The 21,840-nt window shown below is 32.2% G+C and carries 15 protein-coding genes; all 15 read left to right on the plus strand.

All coding sequences use genetic code 11. The features are described from left to right. Positions 1–6: 6 nt before the first annotated feature. The 15 genes from rfbA (at position 7) to rfbB (ending at position 21,820) form a co-directional block, all read left to right on the plus strand. The gene (gene rfbA, locus K5Q13_RS00755; protein ID WP_220738850.1) at positions 7–879 is read left to right on the plus strand and encodes a glucose-1-phosphate thymidylyltransferase RfbA; all 873 of its coding nucleotides are present in this window, start codon (positions 7–9) and stop codon (positions 877–879) included. 110 nt (positions 880–989) lie between these two features. After that, complete coding sequence (locus K5Q13_RS00760; protein ID WP_220738852.1) at positions 990–2,021, plus strand: AAA family ATPase; 1,032 nt, start codon at positions 990–992, stop codon at positions 2,019–2,021. A gap of 329 nt (positions 2,022–2,350) precedes the next feature. Continuing rightward, entirely contained in the window at positions 2,351–2,971 is a 621-nt protein-coding gene (locus K5Q13_RS00765) for a sugar transferase (protein ID WP_013975104.1), read from the plus strand. Between the two features lie 47 nt (positions 2,972–3,018). After that, positions 3,019–4,119 carry a glycosyltransferase gene (locus tag K5Q13_RS00770; protein ID WP_246574123.1) on the plus strand — a complete coding sequence of 367 codons (1,101 nt, stop codon included), beginning with the start codon at positions 3,019–3,021 and terminating at the stop codon, positions 4,117–4,119. Beyond that, positions 4,109–5,068, plus strand: coding sequence for a stealth family protein (locus tag K5Q13_RS00775; RefSeq protein WP_220738854.1), 960 nt, complete (start codon positions 4,109–4,111; stop codon positions 5,066–5,068). The genes K5Q13_RS00770 and K5Q13_RS00775 overlap by 11 nt, the downstream gene beginning before the upstream one ends. A 3-nt stretch (positions 5,069–5,071) precedes the next feature. Continuing rightward, entirely contained in the window at positions 5,072–6,571 is a 1,500-nt protein-coding gene (locus K5Q13_RS00780) for an ABC transporter ATP-binding protein (protein ID WP_220738856.1), read from the plus strand. Further along, a complete protein-coding gene (locus K5Q13_RS00785; protein ID WP_220738858.1) occupies positions 6,568–7,380 on the plus strand; it encodes an ABC transporter permease in 813 nt (270 codons plus the stop codon). Before K5Q13_RS00780 ends, K5Q13_RS00785 begins: the two co-directional genes overlap by 4 nt. A 51-nt stretch (positions 7,381–7,431) precedes the next feature. After that, positions 7,432–10,386 (plus strand): CDP-glycerol glycerophosphotransferase family protein, encoded by a 2,955-nt coding sequence (locus K5Q13_RS00790; protein ID WP_220738860.1) that lies wholly within the window; start codon positions 7,432–7,434, stop codon positions 10,384–10,386. Between the two features lie 46 nt (positions 10,387–10,432). Then, on the plus strand, positions 10,433–14,803 hold the full coding sequence (locus K5Q13_RS00795) for a glycosyltransferase (protein WP_220738862.1): 4,371 nt from the start codon (positions 10,433–10,435) through the stop codon (positions 14,801–14,803). Positions 14,804–14,814: 11 nt separating this feature from the next. Continuing rightward, positions 14,815–16,257, plus strand: a complete 1,443-nt coding sequence (locus tag K5Q13_RS00800; RefSeq protein WP_220738864.1) for a glycosyltransferase family 2 protein — start codon at positions 14,815–14,817, stop codon at positions 16,255–16,257. A gap of 97 nt (positions 16,258–16,354) precedes the next feature. Next, a complete protein-coding gene (gene tagD / locus K5Q13_RS00805) occupies positions 16,355–16,786 on the plus strand; it encodes a glycerol-3-phosphate cytidylyltransferase (RefSeq protein WP_220738866.1) in 432 nt (143 codons plus the stop codon). 26 nt (positions 16,787–16,812) lie between these two features. Further along, positions 16,813–18,279, plus strand: a complete 1,467-nt coding sequence (locus tag K5Q13_RS00810; RefSeq protein WP_220738869.1) for a glycosyltransferase — start codon at positions 16,813–16,815, stop codon at positions 18,277–18,279. A gap of 63 nt (positions 18,280–18,342) precedes the next feature. Continuing rightward, entirely contained in the window at positions 18,343–19,866 is a 1,524-nt protein-coding gene (locus tag K5Q13_RS00815) for a CDP-glycerol glycerophosphotransferase family protein (RefSeq protein ID WP_220738871.1), read from the plus strand. A 308-nt stretch (positions 19,867–20,174) separates the two neighbouring features. Next, positions 20,175–20,768, plus strand: a complete 594-nt coding sequence (locus K5Q13_RS00820) for a dTDP-4-dehydrorhamnose 3,5-epimerase family protein (protein ID WP_220738873.1) — start codon at positions 20,175–20,177, stop codon at positions 20,766–20,768. A gap of 14 nt (positions 20,769–20,782) precedes the next feature. Further along, positions 20,783–21,820 (plus strand): dTDP-glucose 4,6-dehydratase, encoded by a 1,038-nt coding sequence (rfbB, locus tag K5Q13_RS00825; RefSeq protein WP_220738875.1) that lies wholly within the window; start codon positions 20,783–20,785, stop codon positions 21,818–21,820. Positions 21,821–21,840: the final 20 nt, after the last annotated feature.

The following is a 21,840-nucleotide window of genomic DNA, read 5'->3' on the forward strand; positions in this document are numbered from 1 at the left end:
AAAAAAATGAAAGGTATTATTTTAGCTGGTGGTTCCGGATCGCGATTGTATCCGATTACGCGATCGACAAGTAAGCAACTTGTTCCAATTTATGATAAACCAATGATTTATTATCCACTATCTGTTTTGATGTTGGCAGGTATTAAAGAAATTTTACTGATTTCCACACCAGAGTATGTTAGTCAGTTTGAGGAGCTGTTTGGTGATGGCCATGATATCGGGCTCAACATCACATATGCTATTCAAGACCAACCGCGTGGGTTAGCAGATGCCTTTATTGTTGGTGCTGATTTTATTGGTCAGGACACAGTAGCACTAGTTCTAGGTGACAATATATTTTACGGGGCTGGGTTATCTGAAAAACTGCAAGAAGCGGCTCAAAAATCATCTGGTGCCACAGTTTTTGGTTATCAAGTCAAAGATCCAGAACGTTTTGGCGTTGTCGCTTTTGACAAACAGGGGAAAGCCGTATCAATCGTTGAAAAACCGGAAAAACCAGAATCAAATTATGCAGTGACTGGACTTTATTTTTATGATAATGATGTGGTCGATATTGCTACTAGCGTTAAGCCTTCAGCACGTGGTGAAATTGAAATTTCTGATGTTAATCAAGCATATTTAGATCGTGGCGACCTAGATGTTCAGGTTATGGGACGTGGTTATGCATGGCTTGATACGGGAACACATGATTCGCTACTTGAGGCTTCGTCGTTTATCGCTACGATTCAAAAACAACAAAATTTGAAAGTCGCTTCAATTGAAGAAATTGCTTATCGTATGGGATATATTGATCTTGCACAATTAGAAGCATTGGCACAGCCACTTAAAAAGAACGATTATGGGCAATATTTGTTACGACTTGTAGATGAAGAAAGTTAACAACGTTACATGAGTTTTAAATTCAAGCTGTCACTGAGACAATTAGCGTCTGAGTGACTTTTTATTACTCGGTATTTATGTGAAATAATTAATGATAGGTCACGATAACAATGACAAAAGACAAACTAAAACCAGCTAACTTGAAAACAACTGTCTCACAGATACAATATGGGACGGCACATGAATACTTACGAACATTGGGAAATCATACTATTCGAGATAGAGAACTTGTAGGTATTGCTAGACTAATGACACACTTTACTGAAGATGTGTCAGCTTTTCAGCATGTCTATATTGGTTATGCTATACCACAGTTGAGTAAAGAATTTGATCTATTAATAATTGATAAACAACACCATGTCATTAACATTGAACTTAAAAGTGATCTTTACTATGACGAAGAAAAAGTTAGGAAACAACTTGTCAGTAATAAGCATTATCTTGATCAGGTTGTGAGCCATGTGCAATTGTTTACTTACAATTCCGACATGGATGTGATTTATACTTTAACTGAGATGAACACTTTAGAAAAAATGAGTTTGAGTGATCATAATCGTTTCAGACAATCTCATTTTTACCAATCAATCATGAATTTTAAGAGTATATCACTTGGTGATATTGACCAATTACTTTATCCAAGAGTCTATGGCTTGTCGCCATTCAAAGATACGGCAGAATTTTTAGCTGGTAATTATCAACTTACTTACGCGCAAAAACAAGTGCAGGATAAAATGCTAACCATTCAGACTCCAGGCGTTTACGTAGTTAAAGTAACAACAGGGGTCGACAAAACATTAATGGTATATGACACAGTTAAAAGTCTGAAGCCTGATGCAACAGTATTAACAGTACATATTGGGCAATTGAATAAGGCACATAATGAGCTAAAAAAACATGCTGGTTGGGATATTTTACCTGAACGTCAGTTTTTAAAAAAAGTTAAAAGTGACCGTATGCAGTATTTTGACTATATTGTTATTGATGAGGCAGAAAAATTATCAGTGAAACATGTGAATATGTTGACGAAATATTTTAAGCAACAAAATACGATTGTTTTTTTGATTGGTGATCCAAATAGAAACAGTATATATTCAGGAAAAATGGATACTTTTGTGATACAAAAAGCAATATTTAGTGCATGAAAGTGTTATAAAAATAGACTATTAGTGATTTTTATCACTTTTTAGTATGTTTTAAAACCCCTAAATGATTAACGTTAAGCAAAAAATATGAGTAAAAAAAGAGATATAAATAAGCAAGTGTAACATTTTTGTAAAGACAACGTAATAGGTTAGTTTTCATTTAATATGTATACTAAAAGAATACATATTAATGTGAAAATAATATGATATTCATACAGTATGAGTAGTTATGGCGCAATTTTTATAGTTAGAGATGGAATTTTCGTTAAAATCAGATAATAATACTTTTTATCAAAAATTTTGAATACTTGGCTTGGATGGGAGTGTGTATGAATATTACGGCGTCGGGACATTCAGTTTACAGAAATTATATTAAGCGACCAATAGATCTTTTTTCGGCATTATTGCTTCTTATTTTATTGTCACCCATATTCTTAATAGTTTTTGTCGTGTTACGTCTCACAACAAAAGATAGTGCTTTTTATCAACAAGAACGCGTTGGACAGTACGGAAAAACGTTTCAAATTTACAAATTCAGAACACTGCCTAAAAACACACCAATTTTGGTTGGTAAACAGCGCGTTAAGATTAGAAACCGTGTTTCAAAGTTTGCAAGATTTTTAAGAAGTACATCAATTGATGAATTACCGCAGCTGATTAATGTTGTTAAGGGTGATATGAGTTTAATTGGTCCACGCCCTGTTGTGCCACAAGAAGCTGAGCTGACAGACTTACGAGAAGCATCGGGTGCACTGAGTGTAAAACCTGGACTGACTGGGTTGGCTCAAGTTAACGGGCGTAAACATTTAGGAAATATGCAGAAAGCTGATTTTGATGCGAAATATGCAGAACGCTTAACTTTTTTGGGTGATGTGGCTATTATTTTACGCACATTACCAATTATTATTGAAAGAGATGGTGTGAGAAAATTTTTCAAAAAAAGGTATTAATACTAACTTCCACAGCATCGTTTTTAGCGCAATTTAATCATCGTAATATTGAAATTTTGCAAAATATGAATTATGAAGTTCACGTTGCGGCAAACTTCACACATTATGGGACACTTTCTGGAAAAAGTAATCAGAAATTTATTGATTGGTTATATAAAAAAGGTGTGGTTGTTCATGATGTCAGTATTAGGCGTGGTCTTGGTAATTTATTAGATAATTTGAATGCACTATTGAAAATAAATAAATTGATGAAACAAGAACAATTCTCGTTTGTTCATGTACATACACCCATAGCATCTGTGCTAGGCAGAGTTATGGCTTTCAAAAATCGTGTGCCAGTTATATACACTGCACATGGTTTTCATTTTTCAAAAACAAGCGCTAAAGTTAATTGGTTAATTTTCCCGATAGAATGGTCTTTGTCTTATATCACCCGACAGCTGATTGTTATTAATCAAGAAGACTATTTGTTTGCGATACGACATCTACATGCTAAATCTATTGATTATCAGGCTGGTGTTGGCATTAACTTTAATCTAGTCAAAACGACAACATTGGCTGAACATATTGAAGCTAACAAAGCATTAAGAGATAAATTTAATCTACCTGATGACGTGCGTATCATTGTTTCGGTTGGTGAGTTATCTGCTCGAAAAAATCATCGTATCGTTATTGAAGCACTCAAGAAGATAGAAAGAACTGATGTACATTATGTCATTGCTGGTAAGGGTCATTTATTATCGTACTTGAAGTCACTTGCAGGAGAACTTGACATAGAATCACAAGTGCATTTTATCAATTATACAACGGCGATTAGAAGATTAAATTTGGCAGCAGATGTTGCGATTTTACCATCTTTGCGTGAGGGACTATCACGCGCTGGATTGGAAGCCATACGTGATGGTGCTTATCTACTAGGTTCTGATATTCGTGGCATTAAGGACTATATTGTCAATGATGACGTAGGCAAAACATTCGATCCACATGATAGTGAGGCATTAGCCAAACTATTAATACAAACAATTGATGAACCGCGTCATAAGCTCAATCAACAAAGTATTGACAACCTGATGATTTTTGATCGAAAAAACATCGATCGACAAATGCGAGCTGTGTATAAAAAAATAGGGATAGAAAATGCCAATTGATTTTGTAATACTTTGGGTGGATGATCAAGACCCTAAATGGCAATTAAAAAAAAATCAATATCAAATTGCTAGTCAAGAACTGAATAACAAAGAGCGTTATCGGGATTATGGCACATTGAAATATTGGTTCCGTATGGTTGAAGAAAATGCGCCTTGGGTTAATAAAATTTATTTGGTGACCGATCATCAAGTACCATCATGGTTGAATGCCAACCATCCCAAAATACACATTGTAAATCATGAAGATTTTATGCCACATGATGTATTGCCAACATTTAATTCAAATGCCATTCAGATGTATATTCATAACATTAAAGGCTTATCAGAACATTTTGTACTGTTTGATGATGATATGTTTATTGTCAAACCAATAAAGGAAAATATTTTTTTCAATAGTAAAGGCATCCCTAAAGATATATTGGGGTTTAATGTGATTAACCCGGTTGATGAGTTTGCCCACATATTTATTAATAATTTGAGTCTTGTGAATGCAGCGTACAATAAGCATTCAGTTGTTAAAAAACACTTTTTCAAAGTTTTTAATTGGCGGTATGGCATCATTAACTTGGTCAATTTATATTTATTGCCATTTCCGACCTTTACGCGATTTTTTGACAGTCATATTCCTTATGCCTATCAAAAGTCTCAGTATCGAACAGTTATGAATTTGTATGTAACACAGCAAAACAAAACTGGTCATCATCGTTTTCGCGAAATAACAGATATTAGTCATTGGTTGGTGAGATATCTGAGGTTAGTTCAAGGAAATTTTGTACCCATGCATAAAAGCGTGGGTAGGTTACAGTATTTAGGAGAACGATTTAATAAACATGTTAAGTTAATGACAATCTCTGATCGTCAAATGGACGATGAGCAATTTGATAAAACAGTTCGTCAGTTAAAGCTAGTTTTTGAAGATAAATATAAAAAATCAACATTTGAGAAATGAGCTATGAGTGAAGAAAAAATAAAAATTAGCGTTAAAAATATTACCAAGCGTTTTGAATTAATGAAGACACGTTCAGAAAAAATATTGAACATGCTCAGTTTTTCTGAAAAGAAAGACCGGGCTTTTTGGGCGTTGAAAGGCGTTTCTTTTGATGTATTCGCTGGTGAAGCAATCGGTGTCGTCGGTTTGAACGGATCAGGCAAATCAACGCTATTAAATATTGTGAGTGAAATTTATCCACAAACCACCGGAGAATTAACGATTAATGGGAATACTTCGATTATTAGTATAGGCGCTGGCTTGAAACCAGCTTTGACTGGTAGAGATAACATCCAATTAAAATTGTTGATGTCTGGATTAACAAAGAAACAGATTAAAGCCGTAGCACCAACGATTATAGCGTTTTCAGAGTTAGGTGATTTTATTGATCAACCAGTTAAAAGTTATTCGTCAGGTATGAAAGCTAAGCTTGGTTTTTCAATCATGGCACATACTGATCCTGATATTATGATTATTGACGAAGCACTTTCTGTTGGTGATTCAACTTTTGCCAATAAAAGTTTTGAAAAAATTAGAGAATTTAAAGCGCAGGGGAAAACAATTTTCTTTGTGAGTCACTCTGCAGGTCAAGTGAAGCAAATAGCTGATCGGGTCATTTGGATGCATTTTGGTGAAATGCGTGAGATTGGTGAAACTGCTGAAGTCATGCCTCATTATGAGCAATGGCAAAAGGACTTTAACAAAAAGCCTAAAAAAGAACGAGAACAATATATTGTCGATATGAAAGCTGCTCAGAAAAAATTTTCAGCGACAGATATTGCCGTTCAACAGTTAAATCTTACAATTCCAGAAGCTAATGATAGTTCACGTGTTGCACGCGAACAACGTAAAGAATTAGAATCTCAAAAAGATAAGCTAATTAAAAAAGCTACGAAACAAACACAAAAACAGATTCAAAATACTAAGTTTGGTATCTTGAACTGGCTTGTAATTCTAGTACTAGTTGGTTTAATAGCTTCGACTAGCACGCATGCTTTAGCTGATTCTCAAAACAAAAGAGATGAAAAAGCAATTAAACTAAAAAATAAACGAGACGACAAACAAAAGGCAATACAAAAAAAACCATCTACGTCTGACACGCAGAAGAAGTCCTCAGAACAAAGCGTACAAAGTAGTTCGTCAGTAGTAGAAAATAGCGAAGCAGTTCAGCAAGAACCCACGCCTCCTCTTGATGTTAATGGTAATGGCATACCTGATGATCAAGAAACTGATACAACTGTGGCGGATAGCAGTGTCGTACCTGCGCCGGCAGTACCAGTTGTGCCTTACACTGAACCTGTAGCGCCTGCTCCGGTCGTACCGCAGACCCCTGCTGCGCCAAGTGACTCGACAGTGTCGGAAAACAATGGTACCAGTACCACTACAGCACCTTCTGATAGTAGTAATAGTGTGTCTTCTGATGGAACAAGTAGTGGAAACGATGGAAATGGGGTAACACCATGATGAATGCGATGAAGATTGTGTGGAATCAGATTCTATATTTTCCACTAATTATTAGAATGGTTAAGTATGGGGATCAAAGTACGTATCAAAACTTCTTCTTAGGACAAGCTTGGAAAATTATTAATCCTATTCTTCAAGTCAGTGTTTATTTTGTTATTTTTGGATTGGGCTTGCGAAATATGAATCAGGGTGGTGACCCTTGGACATATGCGTCTTGGATGATGCTTGGTATGGCTATGTGGCGTTTTATGAATGAAGCCATAATGAACGGCTCACAATCTATTAAGAAACAAATTGGGATGGTTTCAAAAATGAAATTTCCACTCTCGATTTTACCATCAATATCCATTGCTTCTGCAATTTGGACGTTTATTGCTCTTGGAACAATTTCAACGATATTTATTTATGTTGGTGGATCCACAATTAACTCTCATTGGCCATGGGTATTCTATTACTTTTTTGCAGCAGTTTGTTTAAGTTATAGTTTTGCATTACTTAATTCAACCATTGTGATACTGATCCCAGATTATATAAGCATCTTAAGATTAGTAATGTCAATGGGTATGTGGTTGGCTGGGGTCATCTTTAGAATTGACAGTGTGGATAATGTTGTTGGGGATGTTTTGAGATTGAGTCCGTTTTACTATGTTGTGGATGGTATTCGGGATGCTTGGTTAAAATCAGATTACATGTTTGAAAGTCACTTTCAAACTGGAACCATTATTTTTTGGAGTACTGTTGTGCTATTTTTAATGTTAGGATCGTTCTTACATTTGAAATTTAAAAAAGATTTTATGGAATATTTATAATTTAATATATATGGTTCTATTTAATCGTGCATAACTATAATGAGGAGACTAATGGAAAAAGCACAAATAGTTAATATTACAATTATCAATGGTGAACTTGTGGTCACCTTAAGTAATGATTATGACATGTCCAAAATACCAAATATTTTAATTAAACATGATGATGAAGTCATTAAAATTAAACCCAATTTAGTTGAAAATAATGTTTTGTTTTTTTCTTTGAATAAAGTACCATTTGGTTTGAAACAAATTATTCGATTTACTGAAGTCAATCAAATAATTAATTTTTTAAGTAATCATACTCAAATTTTACCAAATTCAGTAGTAAGTCTAGCTACTACTAACAATGGTTTAATCTATCTGAATAAAACTGATCGTTTGGATCTACAGCTATTATCTCAAGATATTTTGGATAGTAATCAAGAAATAGTTTTTCAACTACCGGTTTTGAAATTAGTTAATAGAACCATTATTTTTAATGATTTGGAACGATGGTCTCTTTATAAAAACAATCCATTTGGTGACTTTGGTTATTTGATTCATACGGTCGATGGAAACAACTATTTTAAAAGAATAACTCAGTCTAGAAAAAATATAGATATAGAAACTCAAATTAATTTTGTTGTTGACAAATATGTTGTTGAACAAAATAAATTAACGGTGGAGCTTTCTTTACCATTATCTATTGAACATGCGCTTATTTCAGTTAACGATATTGTCATAGGCGGGCAAATTGACGATAGTAAGGTTACATTTAATTTTTCAAAATTAGATGAATTACCTTCTTATGATTCTGGAAGATGGCAGTTACAGATTTTAACTGGTGGACAATTGTTATGTGGTGAAATTTCTTTTCCAAAACAAAATTTTATTTTTATAACAGAAAAAATACTTATATCAAATAAAAAATTGCGACTTCTTGGAGATTTACACTATCAAAAATTACCTGCAGTAAAAGCATTTGATATGGCTGGTAATGTGTCTGTCTCTATTATACAAACTGAGTATGGTACATTGAGTTTAAAATTTTCTCATCTAATGAATCAAGTGGAGTTGATTCTAAGGCGAAGAGGAAAAAATATATTTAAGCGATTTAATGGTAAATTTGATTTCACAAGTAATGCTATGTCATTTAACATGTCACTTTTTTTCGACGAAAATACAGCAATTTTAGCTGGTCGCCGATGGGACTTATATATAATATCATACCTTGATGATAAAAAAGTTGTGAATCGCTTAGTTGTTGATGACGATATACATAAGCAAAAACATTTAAATTATGGTGCATTGATTGAGAATGAAGGTGTAGTTAAGACAACTTACAATCAAAAATTTCAATTTTATATCACAGAAAAAAAACAACTATCATTAGTTAAGAACAGCGAGTCAAAATTAATTGCCGAACGCTTTAACTTAAAAGCAGAGTTGATAAATCTTAATCTTAAAATAAATGGCAAATTTAAGTTTTTAGTAAGTGTACAGGGTGATTTATTATCTGAAATTAAGTTTGGTAATATACTACTTGTAAATCGTAATACTCAATCATACGACAAAATTGATTTACCAACACGTATCATTAAAAATACTAAAAAAGAGTGGGCTGCACAAGCAACCTTAAAATTGGATAATAAAAAATTAGTACCGTTTTATTGGGATATTTATATCGAAGTAGTTGATGAGAACGGACGTCAATCTTTGGTTAAAATTGAAAAGGCTGCAGCAAAGGTAAGAAACATTGTTAGAAAGAATGCATTGCATTTACAGATACGGCGCGCAGGTCAATTATTAGCACCGTATGTGACAGTTAATAATAATCTTGCATTTGTATATCACGCAACTCAGGATTTTGAAACACGTTTTAATTATTTAAAAGAAAACATGGCACGTGTTATCGAAAAAATATTTAGAAAACAACTCAAAAATAAACATATTTGGATTAGTTATGAAAAAAACGCAATGGGGGCACATGACAATGCATTTGCTTTCTTCGAATATATGTATAACCATGAACATCATGATCAATTCTATTACGTGATACGTAAAGATTCACCGGAATTTAAAAATTTAGCAAACATGAATAACAGAGTTCTTAAATTTATGAGTTTAAAATATTTTATATATATGTTTAGTTCTGAATTATTTATTAGTTCTGATACGAAGTATCATGGTTATAATTTACATCAAAGAGATTCTTGGCTAGGTCAACGCATGTCCCGCGTTAAAGAAGTATATTTGCAACATGGAGTTAACGGACTCAAACAAGTTCCTGCTTTTCATAAAAAAAGAGGATTATTAGATTTCATTGTTGTGCCTGATGAGTATGAAAGACGTATGGTTTTAGATCAATGGGGTTATGATGAACATCAAGTTACTACTACTGGATTAGCACGTTGGGATAAATACACGGATTTGACAGATACAATACCATATAAACAAATATTTGTTATGCCAACTTGGCGAAAATGGATGGACGGCATGACTCCCGAAAAGTTTGTTGAAACACCATTTTACCAACAGTATCAACAGTTTTTATCTTCACCTAAATTAAAAGAATTATTAACTAAAAATAATACAAGAATTGCTTTCTTTTTACATCCCTATTTCAAAAATTATGTTCATCTATTTAAAGTAGATAAAACTATTATAGATCAACACGATTATTTAGATGTGGATATGGGTAAGGAAATTCAAAAGTCATCAATGATGATTTCTGATTATTCAAGTGTTTTATGGGATATGTATTATTTAGAAAAACCGGTTCTGTTCTATCAATTTGATAGATCTGAGTATCTATTAACAGAGAAAAGTTACATGGATTATGAGACGGAACTTTTTGGTGATGAAACTTTTGATTTTAAAGAAACAATCGAAATTATAGAAGAATACATTAAGAGAGACTTTTTAGAAAAAGATCAATATAAAAGTATGAGAAATAAATATTTCTCATATATGGATAACAATAATAGTGAACGCATTTATCATGCGATCAAAGGGTGGAAAAAATAATTATTAAATGTAGTTATAAAACACTGTAATAGAAAGAAGTGAAAATATGAATTACTTAATATCACAAATTTCATATAATAACAATGCAATAGTATTTAGTTCAGATGTTGACATAAAAGAATTGTATTTGAATGATAAAATACTAAATTTATCAAGAATAAATGATAAATCATACAAGTTAGATTTTACTGATTTAACACTTGATGATTTTGAGTTTGGACGATTTCAAATATTTGCAAAAGTTGGAACAGAACTTGTACGTTTGAGAAGTTTTGATTTTGAAAAAATATTAGAAGCAGACCGCTATTTCAATGTTGATGGAACCTCAGGCGCTTTTGTCTATCTAACCATAAACGGATATTTGAACTTTGCTTATCTTAGTGGATCGTCTTACTTAAGAGTTATCGAACGTAGTTATGCTAATTTCAATTATGAATCGCATGATATTATGATAGATAATTTTAGTATTGATAATAACATTGCAACTTTATCTGAAATTCCAAAATTTAATGAAGTATTAGTTGCCTCTCAAAAAAATGAAAAAATGTATTCAGTACCATTTACTAGAGTTGATGGTATAACTAAGATTGATTTTTCTGTATTACTTGATAGCGATATCGATCGCTATTTTATATTTTTAAGAATTGCTGATAAAAACATTAGAATTCGCTATTCTGAAATCCTGAAGCATGATGTAGAACAGCGTTACTTCGAATTAAAAAAAGGCTACTCAGTCTTAACCCCTAATTTAGAATCGACTCAAAAATTTCTTTATTTTTCAGTTAATGGTCGCTTAGCATTTTTAAAATCTAAACAATCAAAATTTAAATGGTATAATTACACCGATTCAGTTGGTGTTGAATCTTTTAATTTTGATTTGTTTTCTAATAACTTGTCTGTTCATATGGTGAGCGATCTATCTGAGGGTTCCTATTTCTTGGAAATGCGTGATGACCAGCATGTATTTACAATAAATCCAATAAATAAGTCCAGCAAAGAAATAACATTTGATCTTAGTAATATTGTGGTTAATGATAAAATTAAGTATTTAATTTCACTGAAGTTTGTTAATCGAAATCAAGAAATATTTAATTCTCTTGTTAAAGTCAGTCACCAGAAATATAAGCAGTTAGCTACGAAAGATTATACAATTGACGTTTCTTTAGAAAAAGAATTATTATTTTTGACATTCAACGATAGACAGTTTTTTTATACTAAGAAAAACATGATTTTGTCCAACGCCAAATTTATTAATGAACATCAAATTTTAATTTCTCCTGAAAGTTTTGTGTTCCAAGTTATTCCTCAAATTGTTGCCCAATCAAGAACATCAAAAAAGGTAACTCTCTTATCAGCTGAACAGGTAGGACAAAATTATCTGGTTGATATTGATGCGATTAATGAACATGCTCAAAATGAAATTTTTGATATTTATGTTGTAATAGATAATAAAAAATATACTTTTAAAAATTTAGATGCTTTAACTATACCTGTAAAAAAGCGCTATCAAGAAATAGAGATAAATGATTTTCGATTGAGTGTTTATTCTACTTTGGGTGGTACTCTAGCTTTACGTAAAGATGAGATAGATCAAGAAAATAGACAACTATATAAATATAGAACTGATGATTTAGTTGTTAATGAGATAAAATCAAACGATAACTATCTTGCAATCAATTTACCCGATAAAGTTGTTAGTGTAACTGAAGTTAGTATTTTACCTCGTAAGGGGACCAATTTTCTTGATATTTTAGACTTTGAATTTGATAATGAAAATAATGATCTTAATATTTTTAATATAAATACACTTGTAGAAAGCCAAACAAAACAGTTGTTTAACTATTTTGCTGATTATTTATTAACTTGGATTGATGATAAAGGTACTGTGCACACAAGTTATTTGAAGGCTCTTAATTTTGATTCAATAGCGAAACCACTTCGAAAATTTAAGCCTTATAGGCCAGAACAAGAAAACAATATATCAGTACAAAATTATCTCAATGGTGCACATAATCTTTCTGTGCAAATCAAAAATTTGTATTATGCGGAAAACTATGACAATCTACCAATAGATAACAATATTGTTTTGTATGAAACTCGTGATGGTAAATCTTTCGTGGACTCTCCACTATACATTTTTAAATATTTGTTAAGCCACGAACAGTATAAAGATTTAAGACATATTGTAGTATTGGATGATTTAGATGGTCAAGCAGCAAAATATAACAAAAAAAAGTATGGAGATAAATTAATATTAGTTGAACGAGATACAGAGCAATATGCTAAATATCTATTGACTGCAAAATATTTAATTAATAATTCAACATTTCCAAGTTATTTTTTAAAGCGAGATGAACAAATCTATGTTAATACTTGGCATGGTACACCATTGAAACTTATGGGAATGGAGATGCCATACCCAGCTAACGCATCACAGAATGTTTTACGTAATCTTCTGATGACAGATTATGTTGTCGCACAAAATGATCGAATGTATGATATGTATACAAAATCATATCGTATGAACGGTATTTACTCTGGCCGTATAACAAAATTTGGTTATCCACGCATGGATTCTTTGATTAATGATAAAGTGTATGATTCTGAAGAACTATTGGAATTTGGTATAAAAATTAATAAAAAACTACCTACTATTTTATATGCACCAACTCACAATGGACAAAATCAGTCTAATCCGGGTGATGGTGTATTACATGTAGTTGACGATTTGGTACGGTTACGGTCCTACTTTGCACAAGATTACAATGTTCTTATTAAGGTCCACCCTTTTGTTTATGATTTAGTTAAGGACAATGAATGGTTGAAAGGGGCACTTATTCCAGATTATTTGGATACTAATTATGTATTAAAATTTGCAGATATATTAATCACAGATTTTTCATCAATATTTGTTGATTTTCTTGGAAAAAACAAACGAATTATATTCTTCGTCCCTAACTTTGAACAGTATGTTGAGGAAAGAGGTGTTTACGACAGTGTAGATAATTGGCCAGGCGAGGTAATCAATAATCTATCAGAACTTCGTGAATCTCTTAAACATAATGAAGAGGAATATTATGTTGATAAGCGCCAAAAATCTATTGATTATTATCTAAAGTTTGATGATGGAAAAGCGACTCAAAAGTTGGTTGAGACAGTATTTGATAAAATAGTTTATGAAAATGTCTTTATAGTTAAAAATAACAAAAAAAATATTTTAATCTACCCAGGTGGAATGGCAACTAATGGTATTACGAGTGTTGCCTTAAATCTAACTTCCAAGATAAACCACGATGAATATAATGTGTTCATCATAATGAATTCCGCAAATATCAATGAAGAAGATCAATTTAATAATTATCTTTCTCTTGATGAGAAAATTGTACCAATTTTTATTTTTGGCAGAAATATATTTGATGTAGAAACCAATATAGTAGATTATGAATATCAAACTTTTGGTATTCCAAAATCTGAGAGTATTTTGGCAACAAAACTTTATGGTAGGGAGGTGAAACGTATTCTGCCCAATGTTAACATTAATACTGCAATTGATTTTAGTGGGTATTCGTACTATTTTGCACGGTATATACTTGGTGCAAATGCTGATAATAGACTAATTTATATGCATAATGATCTGTATTCTGATGCAAGACGATCAATTAATGGGGAATTCCCGCATTACCATAATTTATCTGTTCTTTTTACCGCTTATAAATATTTTGATAAATTTGTTAACGTATCAAAAGCCTCTGAAGTTGTTAATAGAGACAAATTACAAGGTTTTGTAGATGTGTCACGTATGACGACTGTTGACAATCCGTTAGCAATTGAATCTATAATTGAACGTTCTAACGAACAAATTGATTGGGATGGTGTTAAAACAATTGACGGAAAAAAGATTGAATTTATTAATCCAAACTTCACCACCTATATTACTGCAGCGCGATTATCTCCTGAAAAAAATCAATTGAATCTTGTAAAAGCGTTTGCCGAATTTAGTAAGAAAAATCCGGAAAATAGATTATTTATCTTAGGAGATGGTCCGTTAAGGCAAGACTTGCAAAAAATTATCAAAGACACTAAGTCTGAAAGTAATATTTTTATGATGGGTAGAATTTCTAATCCTATGCCTTATATTAAAAATTCTGATGTATTTGTCCTACCATCTCTATATGAGGGGCAACCAATGTCTATGATGGAAGCAATGACTTTGGAAGTGAAGTACATTTTAAGCTCAAATATTCCACAGTCTGTTGAATTGTTGGAAAATGGTAAATTAGGGTATATAACTAATGGGACAACTAGTGAAGATATTCTAATAGGATTGCGAAACGTTGTAAATCAAGAGTATACAAAATTTGATCCTTATGCGCATAACCAGAAGGCGATGAATTTATTTTATGAAAAAGTAAAGTAGGAGAGCTCATTATGGTTAACGTTGACAAAATAGTTTCTGTAATTATGCCTACGCATAATGTTACAAAAAAAACAATTAATGGTATTCCATCAGTTAATTCCACAATTCAATCTTTTTTAAACCAAAAAATTGATGGTAAAGAGTTGATTATTATCGATGATGCAAGTTCGGATGAATCTCTAAAATATCTATCAGAATATATAAAAACGAACGATAAAAATAGAGAAATTAGGTTAATTGCTCTATCTGAAAACAGAGGACCAGGTGGAGCAAGGAATGCAGGGTTAGATGAAGCACTTGGGAAATATATATTTTTCTTAGATGCTGATGACTTAATAGGTGAAAATTCACTTAAAATTTTAATTTCTAAGGCAAAACATTGGAATAGTGATTTTATTTTAGGACAGTATGTGGCCCTGAAGAGAAACTATGCCAAATATTTTGCTAAAAATGGGGATGTCGTAGATGCTGATATTGAAAAAAATAGTTTGTTGAGCACTGTTGGACCTTGGGGTAAGTTATTCGTCCATGATATAATCACTCAACATAATATTAGATTTCCTGAAAAACTTATGATGTATGAGGATGCAACGTTTTTATTTGAGTATTTAGGATACTCAAATAAAAATAGCATTAGTGTTGCTGAAACGCCACATTATATTTTGCGAAATAATGATGAAGAAATGGACAATTTGACGAACAGAACAATTGATTTACCAGAACGTTTACGTGGCTTAGAATCTGTTCTATCGGCTGTTTCTAGCCACTCTTCAAGATTAAAAGCATTAGCATTTGAGAGGCTGTTTAACTATAAGAGTCAGTCAAATCCGTTTAAAATAATTTGGGATGATAAGGCTAAACAGGGAATGTATCTATCCGAGTATAGGAAAATATTGTTTAAATATAATGTTGATTCTTGGTTAAAAGTTATTCCATCTAGAGATATTCGTGTCACAGTAGAAACCTTACTTAAAAATTATGATATAGAAGATTTAATTAGTATTTCGTCATTCGCAGAAAAAAATATTAATAAATGGACATCGTTTTATTCAACTCAGCCTTTTTCATCAAATTTAAGAGAAATTTTATATATTGATCATGTTAATAAAGAGTTTTCAAAAAACAATTTTGTTGAATTTAAAATAGAAAACTCAAATGTAGTAACTTTTGAAAGTAACGAACATTTTGGGAAAACATTTATAATTTTTCAGAATCGTTATGATGACTCAAATTTTGTGAAATATCTTTTTCATGAAAATCGATTAATGATGGATATGAAAAAAGTGCGAACACAATTAGCGACTACTAATCAATTAACAGATGTGTATGTTGAATATGAGTATAGAAATGTAGTGATTAAAAAAATGTTAATGGTAAACAAGTGTGTTATTCCAAAAAATATGCTTTTTTATAAAAATTGGAGAAATGGATTGAGTTATAAGTTTGATAATTAATAGTTGCTGAATTTTAACACTTATTGCATTAGATATGGTTAATTTTTCCTGTTATATGTATAAGTGATAGCGTAAAGTTTTTCAAAGGAGAAAAATCATGAAAAGAATAATAACATACGGAACGTTTGACATGTTGCATTATGGACATATTAACCTGTTGAAACGCGCAAAAGAAATGGGAGACTATTTGATTGTTGTTTTGTCAACAGATGAATTTAATTGGAACTCAAAACAGAAGAAAACATATTTTTCTTATGAAAAGAGAAAGCAACTACTAGAGGCAATACGATATGTTGACTTGGTAATTCCAGAAGAGGCATGGGATCAAAAAGTTACAGATGTTAATTTGTATCAAGTTGATACGTTCGTAATGGGTGATGACTGGAAAGGACAATTCGACTTCATTCAAGAAGATACAGATGCAGAGGTTGTTTATTTAGAGCGAACACCAGAAATTTCAACGACACAAATTAAAAAAGATTTAAATAAAAAAAGCCTTGCAACTGAGCACGTATCAAAGGTAGAATAATCAGTTGTTATTTAGGAGAGGGAAAAATGAATGAGAAAGAAGTTAGTATACTAACTTCCACAGTCCCAGAATATTTTGGTGGAAGAACACAATCACTATTAAAGCGCGCACGATTATTTGATGAATTTGGCATTAATGTTCGCATAATTACTACGAATTTCAATCAAAATTATTCACGTATAATTAATTCACTAGTTGAACGTAATTATGTTAGTAAGAATGTATCTTTTTTAAATATCTTTGATTATTTCAAAGGAACCGATATCCAAGAAAATAATGTTGATTTATTTATTCAACAAAAATTTGGGAATATTGATCACTACGATGTCGTTAAACGTGATGAAAATATGGATTATTATGATAAAAATACGAGTAAACGTATTTTTTCGCTTCGCTATAACGATTATAAGATAATTCTTATTGATGAATTCATAAGTCAAAAACGACCAAAATACAGATATTATGTGAGCGACCAAGGCCAGGTTAGTAAAAAAAGAACCTATGTTGAGGGTACATGGAACATCATATGTGATGATATTTTAAAAAATGATTTTGAAACTATTGTTAGCTTTAAATTTGTTAATAATAAAAAATCAGAAGTTGTTCTTTTTTTAAAAAAGCAATTAATTTTTAAAAACGAAAAACAGTTTTTTAAATTCTTTTTTGATGAAATATTTCTTCCTAATGAAAAAGTCATTAATGATGCACGTTTACTTGATAAACCACTGTTGGATACAAATCAAAGTGTTGATAAGTTTTTTCAAATACACAGTACCCATCTTCAAGATCCAGCAGATTATCATTCTGGTATTAAAAAATCATATAAATCATTACTCAACTCTGATGAAAATATAAATATTATTGTGTTAACCAATGAACAGAAAAGGGTTATACTTGGCGAAGTACCTCATAAGGAAGATAAATTATACGTTATTCCACATTCAATTTCGAATAAGAAACCTATAAAAGTTGGAAATACACATCATGCGGTTATTGTTTCTAGATTAGTTAAAGAAAAAAATATTGAAGAGGGAATTATTGCCTTCAGTATGTTTCAAAAGATATATTCAGACTATGTTCTTGATATTTATGGAAACGGCGATAATTTGGAAAATCTCGAGCAACTGACCAACACTCTAAATTTGGGAAATAGTGTTATTTTCCACGGTTATACTGATAATCCTAATCACGCATACCAGGGAGCAGACTTTTCTATTGTTTCTAGTAACTATGAAGCATTTGCTTTAAATGTTTTAGAAAGTATAGCTAATGGAACACAGGTAGTAAGCTATGATGTTAATTTTGGTCCGAAGGAAATTTTAGGAAACTCTGCAGGATTTATTTCACAACAAAGAACACCAGAGTCACTTGCTCAATGTATGATTGAGGCGGTTGAAAAGCCGAAGTTATTAGAAGATATAGTATCGAGGGCCAATGAATATTCAGATAAAATATTTCTAGAACGATGGCTGAAAATTTTGGAAATACAATAGTTCGATTACTAATATTGGACGCACATATAGCAAAATTATTGTTAATAAGAAAGCAATTAATAGATGATTTTTACGAAAAAAAATAGTTTTTATATTAAAAGTAGGCATACCACAGATATTACTAGGGTTAATAATGACTTTTCTTTGAGAAAAAATAATCGTCAAAAATTGCAACGACAATTAGCATGGCGACCTGTATATTCTGATGCATATAGGTTAGAAAATGGAGAATATAAGCGATACCGTTTATCATTTAGTTATTTTTTCTTATTATTTTTTTTCTCTTATAAATATCAAACCAAATTAGAAAATGGTATGATTTGGTATCCGTTTGCTACAAAAAAAGGATACCTATCTTTTTCTTATAGATCAGATAACGGTTTTACAAAAAAAATGCGATATAAGCAGTTCTTTGGTACGGTATTAGCCAGTATAGTAAATATATGTTTTCCTTTCAGGCGTCCAAACTTAATTTTTGAAAAATTGAGTTTTAGAGCACAAGAGTCTGCGTTTTCATATTTTAACTATGTGAATAGATTCTATAAAAACGAAAAAAATTATTTCATTATAAAAAAGGAATCGCCAGATTATACAAAACTGGAAGGTTTATCTAATGTTGTTATACATGGTAGTCTCAAACACTTTTATTTATTAATAAGATCAAATTTGTTTATTAGCTCGGAAACACCTGGGCACGCGTACTTTTGGCGAGAAAACATGGGTCTCACGGCTAATGTTGTAAGAACAAAACCATATGTTTTCTTACAACATGGTGTATTAGGTTTTAAACAGCTTGACAACTTGTTTTATGGTGATAGACTCACTGCTCCAGTTCGTTTAATAACGTCATCTCAGTTCGAACAAGACATTGTGACTCAACAGCTTGAATACGATGTTGAGCGGGCACCGATTACTGGATTGGCGCGTTGGGATTTAATTGATTTAAAACAAGAACGGACCAATTTAAGAGATAAAGTATTATTATTCTACACTTGGAGACCTTGGTTGGATGATGTTGATGATGCAACATTTGTGCAATCGGAATACTTTTTGTCAATTAAAGTAGCCATTCGTTCACTTAAAGAAATGAATCTTGATAAGCAAATTGTAGTTATGATGCATCCTAAAATGCATGCAGCATTGAACGATAATGAAATATTAAATATTAAGCTTTGGACAGATGAAGATGGGCCACTAAATGAGCTCATGTCGTCTGTTGCGGTACTAATCACAGACTACTCATCGTTATCATGGGAAGCCTATTATCGAGAGATACCTGTTATTTTTGATATGTTTGATCAACAAAGATATGAAAAAGAAGTGGGCAGTTATATTGATTTAAATCAAGTACCATTTGGTAATAAGGTCATAAAGAATCTAATAGACAGCTTGGAAACTGTAATCAGTAGACAGTACCAATTAAGTGAAGAAGAATTAAAAAACAAGAAACGATATTTTGCTTTTGAGGATCAAAATGCTAGTCAACGCATTCATGAAGTTGTTAAAAATATTGATTTAAGAGCAATAAATCGTGATAAGAGACGTTTAATGTTCCGTGCGATTCTTCGAATAATATTTAAAAAGTAATTGAATAGTTAACAATTAAAATTAGCCAATAACAGATAAATATATCTGCTATTGGCTTTTTAATTGCACATAGTTAATTACTGGATTGTTTATTTTCGGTAGAGTTTGTCGATTTTTAAATGATTTATCAAGGTTATAAATTTAAATTGATTGTCATATAATTTAAAAACAAGCAAACTTTAAAGTTGCTTCTATTCTAGAAATAGCCTATTGTATAAGTTAAGTAGACTGAGTTAGTACAATTAAAAATAATTAAGAGTTATTTTTGTTAAACATTGCTGATGAATAGAGAATAAAAGGAGGGTTTTATGACTGAGATTTTTTTCGAAAAAGAATTAGCAGGGCGTCCAATCACTGCCATTCCAGGAATGATTGAATTTGATATTCCTGTTCACGGCGATAATCGTGGTTGGTTTAAAGAGAATTTTCAAAAAGAAAAAATGTTACCTTTAGGCTTTCCTGAAGCATTCTTTAAAGATGATAAGCTACAAAACAACGTGTCGTTATCACGTCAAGGTGTGTTACGTGGATTACATGCAGAACCATGGGATAAATATATCTCAGTGGCTGATAACGGTCGTGTTTTAGGATCTTGGGTTGATTTACGTGAAGGTGATTCATTTGGTCATGTTTATCAGACTGTCATTGATGCCAGCAAAGGTATTTATGTCCCACGTGGGGTTGCCAATGGCTTTCAAGTCTTGAGTGAAACAGTATCTTATTCATACTTGGTTAATGATTATTGGGCACTAGACCTTAAGCCGAAGTACGCTTTTGTTAACTATGCGGATCCTGCTTTGGGTATTACATGGGATGATGTTGAACACGCTGAAGTGAGCGATGCAGATAAAAACCATCCGTTGTTAAAAGATGTCGTACCGTTAAAAAGTGAACAACTGTAAATAGGAGAATATGCATGACTGAATATAAGAATATTTTAGTAACTGGTGGTGCTGGTTTTATTGGTGCCAACTTTGTCCGTTACTTGGTTGAGGAACATCCCGATGTTTTTGTCACTGTTTTAGATAAATTAACTTATGCTGGTAACAAAGCCAACTTGGCTGGTTTGCCAGAAAACCGTGTGAAACTCGTTGTTGGTGATATTGCCGATGCACCACTGGTCGACCAGTTAGTATCTGAAACGGATGCGGTTATCCATTATGCTGCCGAAAGCCATAATGATAATTCATTGAAAGATCCATCGCCATTCTTGCAAACTAACATTATTGGCACATACACTTTAATTGAAGCAGCGCGCAAGTACAATAAACGATTCCACCATGTATCAACTGATGAAGTTTATGGTGATTTACCATTGCGTGAAGATTTACCAGAACATGGTGAGGGCGTTGGCGAAAAGTTTACCCCAGAGTCACAGTATCGACCATCGAGTCCTTATTCATCAACTAAGGCCGGTTCTGATTTATTAGTTCGCGCTTGGGTCCGTTCATTTAACTTACAAGCAACTATTTCTAACACGTCAAATAACTATGGCCCATATCAACACATTGAGAAGTTTATCCCCAGACAAGTCACAAATATTCTCAGTGGCATTAAGCCAAAGTTATACGGTAATGGTAAGAATGTCCGTGATTGGATTCATACATATGACCATGCGACCGCAGTTTGGGCAATTTTGACACAGGGTAAAATTGGTGAAACTTATTTAGTTGGTGCCGATGGTGAAAAAGATAATATCACAGTATTGCGTGCTATTTTGAAAGACATGGGCAAGGCCGAGGATGATTTTGACTTTGTTCAAGATCGTTCCGGACATGATTTGCGTTATGCGATTGATGCCACAAAAATTCGTGAAGAATTGGGTTGGACACCAAAGTACACTAATTTTGAAGCTGGCTTAGCTGATACAATTAAGTGGTATGACGAACATCAATCATGGTGGCAAGCTGAAAAAGATGACGTTGAAGCTAAGTACGCACAAAATAATCAATAAATTAAAACTCACAACATGTG

The organism is Leuconostoc miyukkimchii, from assembly GCF_019656055.1.
GTDB lineage: Bacteria > Bacillota > Bacilli > Lactobacillales > Lactobacillaceae > Leuconostoc > Leuconostoc miyukkimchii.

Bases quoted from the DNA above. Each gene is read 5' to 3' on its own strand.
- rfbA (WP_220738850.1), top strand. From the start codon at position 7: ATGAAAGGTATTATTTTAGCTGGTGGTTCCGGATCGCGATTGTATCCG.
- K5Q13_RS00760 (WP_220738852.1), top strand. From the start codon at position 990: ATGACAAAAGACAAACTAAAACCAGCTAACTTGAAAACAACTGTCTCA.
- K5Q13_RS00765 (WP_013975104.1), top strand. From the start codon at position 2,351: ATGAATATTACGGCGTCGGGACATTCAGTTTACAGAAATTATATTAAG.
- K5Q13_RS00775 (WP_220738854.1), top strand. From the start codon at position 4,109: ATGCCAATTGATTTTGTAATACTTTGGGTGGATGATCAAGACCCTAAA.
- K5Q13_RS00780 (WP_220738856.1), top strand. From the start codon at position 5,072: ATGAGTGAAGAAAAAATAAAAATTAGCGTTAAAAATATTACCAAGCGT.
- K5Q13_RS00785 (WP_220738858.1), top strand. From the start codon at position 6,568: ATGATGAATGCGATGAAGATTGTGTGGAATCAGATTCTATATTTTCCA.
- K5Q13_RS00790 (WP_220738860.1), top strand. From the start codon at position 7,432: ATGGAAAAAGCACAAATAGTTAATATTACAATTATCAATGGTGAACTT.
- K5Q13_RS00795 (WP_220738862.1), top strand. From the start codon at position 10,433: ATGAATTACTTAATATCACAAATTTCATATAATAACAATGCAATAGTA.
- K5Q13_RS00800 (WP_220738864.1), top strand. From the start codon at position 14,815: ATGGTTAACGTTGACAAAATAGTTTCTGTAATTATGCCTACGCATAAT.
- tagD (WP_220738866.1), top strand. From the start codon at position 16,355: ATGAAAAGAATAATAACATACGGAACGTTTGACATGTTGCATTATGGA.
- K5Q13_RS00810 (WP_220738869.1), top strand. From the start codon at position 16,813: ATGAATGAGAAAGAAGTTAGTATACTAACTTCCACAGTCCCAGAATAT.
- K5Q13_RS00815 (WP_220738871.1), top strand. From the start codon at position 18,343: ATGATTTTTACGAAAAAAAATAGTTTTTATATTAAAAGTAGGCATACC.
- K5Q13_RS00820 (WP_220738873.1), top strand. From the start codon at position 20,175: ATGACTGAGATTTTTTTCGAAAAAGAATTAGCAGGGCGTCCAATCACT.
- rfbB (WP_220738875.1), top strand. From the start codon at position 20,783: ATGACTGAATATAAGAATATTTTAGTAACTGGTGGTGCTGGTTTTATT.